This window comes from Cellulomonas sp. P5_C6 (assembly GCF_054049635.1).
Map to the genome: position 1 here is coordinate 1 of NZ_JBFULZ010000354.1, position 1,614 is coordinate 1,614.

Consider the following 1,614-nt stretch of genomic DNA (forward strand, 5'->3'; position numbering starts at 1 on the left):
GTCCCATGTTGTTCTCGTGCGCCCACGGGGCCGGACGGTGCACGCACGCGCCGCGGCGGGTCGTCCGCGTGCACCCGTCGTTCTCCTGGGCACGCGGGGGACGGGCCAGTGCGAGCTGGGCCGCGGACGAGATCGTCGCGGACGAGCCCGGCCGTGCGGGAGGTCAGCGACCGACGGCGAACGGGGCGCCCAGCTCCGTGAACGTGGCGCCCTCGTCGGCGGCCCGGGCGCACCAGTGCTCGACGTCCGCGATCACCGGGTGCCGTGCGGGGCCCTCCCCGCGCCACTCGACGAGCTCGGACGGCACGGGCGCGGGGTCGGGCGCGGTCCGCACGGCCTCGAGCACGCGCAGGAACGCGCCGGTGTCCGCGACCGAGCACCGCAGCGCGATCGTCGGGTCGGCGCGGGCCTCGAGGAGCTGGCTCAGCAGGTCCACGCGCCCGGAMCGGATCCGGCGGGTGCCGCGGGGCGAACGCACGTCGATCTCGTCGGTCTCGTACAGCAGCGTCGCGGTGCCCAGCGTGCCCAGGACCGTCACCCGGGCGCGGGACTGCACGGGTGCGCACAGGGTCAGCCCGGCGGACACGCGGATGCCGGAGCGTGTCTCGACGACGACGGCGGAGGTGTCGTCGGCCTCGATCGGGTGCGCGTGGAACAGGTCCACCCGCACGTCGACGACGTCCTCGACCGTCCTCGCGCCGGCCAGCAGCAGCGCCGTCGCGACCGCGTGCGCGAGCGGGTTGCTGACCACGCCGTCGACCACCTCGACGCCGTCCAACGTCCGCCGGCCGGCCCACGCGGCCCGGGCGTAGTAGGCCTCGTCGCGCACCCATGTGCCGACGGCCCCCACCCCGGTGACCTCCCCCAGCTCGCCGGAGCCGACGATGCGCGCGAGCTCGTCGACGGCCCCCGACCCGTAGGTCTGGAACCCGACCTGGCAGCGGCGGCCCGTCTCCTCGACCACCGCGAGCAGCTCGGCGTGCTCGGCCAGCGACGCCGTCGTCGGCTTCTCGAGCAGGACGTCGCAGCCCGCGCGCAGGGCCGCCGACGCCAGCGGCAGGTGCGTCGGGATCGGGGTCGCGAGGACGACGACGTCGGGCCGGGCGTTCGTCAGCAGGGAGTCGAGGTCGGGGAACCAGGGCACGTCTCCGTCGACGGGCCGGGGGTCGACCACCGCCGCGAGGGTCGCGAGACCGCGTTCCTGCAGGTCGGTGACGTGGCGGACGTGGGAGGCGCCGTGCCCGTGCACGCCGACGACGGCGATCGTGGGGACGTCGGTCGCGGTCTCGGGCAGCGCGCTCATCGCCACGCCTGCCCGGCCAGCTCGGCGGYCTCGTCGGCACCCAGGGCCCGGTCCACCACGACGGCGGCGAGCCCGAGGTCGAGCCGTCCCCCGTCGGGCACGTCGACCACCCGGTCCCAGGCGAGCGCCGGTCCGGCGCCGACGTACTCGGAGACGCGCGCGAACCACGGGCGCAGCTGCGCCGGCGGCTGCACCAGCAGCACCGTGGTCGTCGCGGTCTCCCGCCGCTGCACGAACGCGAGCCACGGCGACAGGCTGCCGTGCACGGCCTCCTCGCCCACCAGCCCCTCGCCCAGCACGGTCGTCACGTC

Annotated in this window: 2 protein-coding genes; both read right to left on the bottom strand. The window is 76.4% G+C overall.

Annotation, left to right across the window (positions count from 1 at the left end; genetic code table 11):
• Positions 1 to 163: 163 nt before the first annotated feature.
• A complete protein-coding gene (locus ACXJKG_RS21045) occupies positions 164 to 1,303 on the bottom strand; it encodes a Gfo/Idh/MocA family protein (protein ID WP_456847661.1) in 1,140 nt (379 codons plus the stop codon).
• Positions 1,300 to 1,614 (bottom strand): DUF6807 family protein (locus ACXJKG_RS21050; protein WP_456847662.1); only part of this gene is annotated, 315 nt, incomplete at its 5' end. The genes ACXJKG_RS21045 and ACXJKG_RS21050, both read right to left, overlap by 4 nt.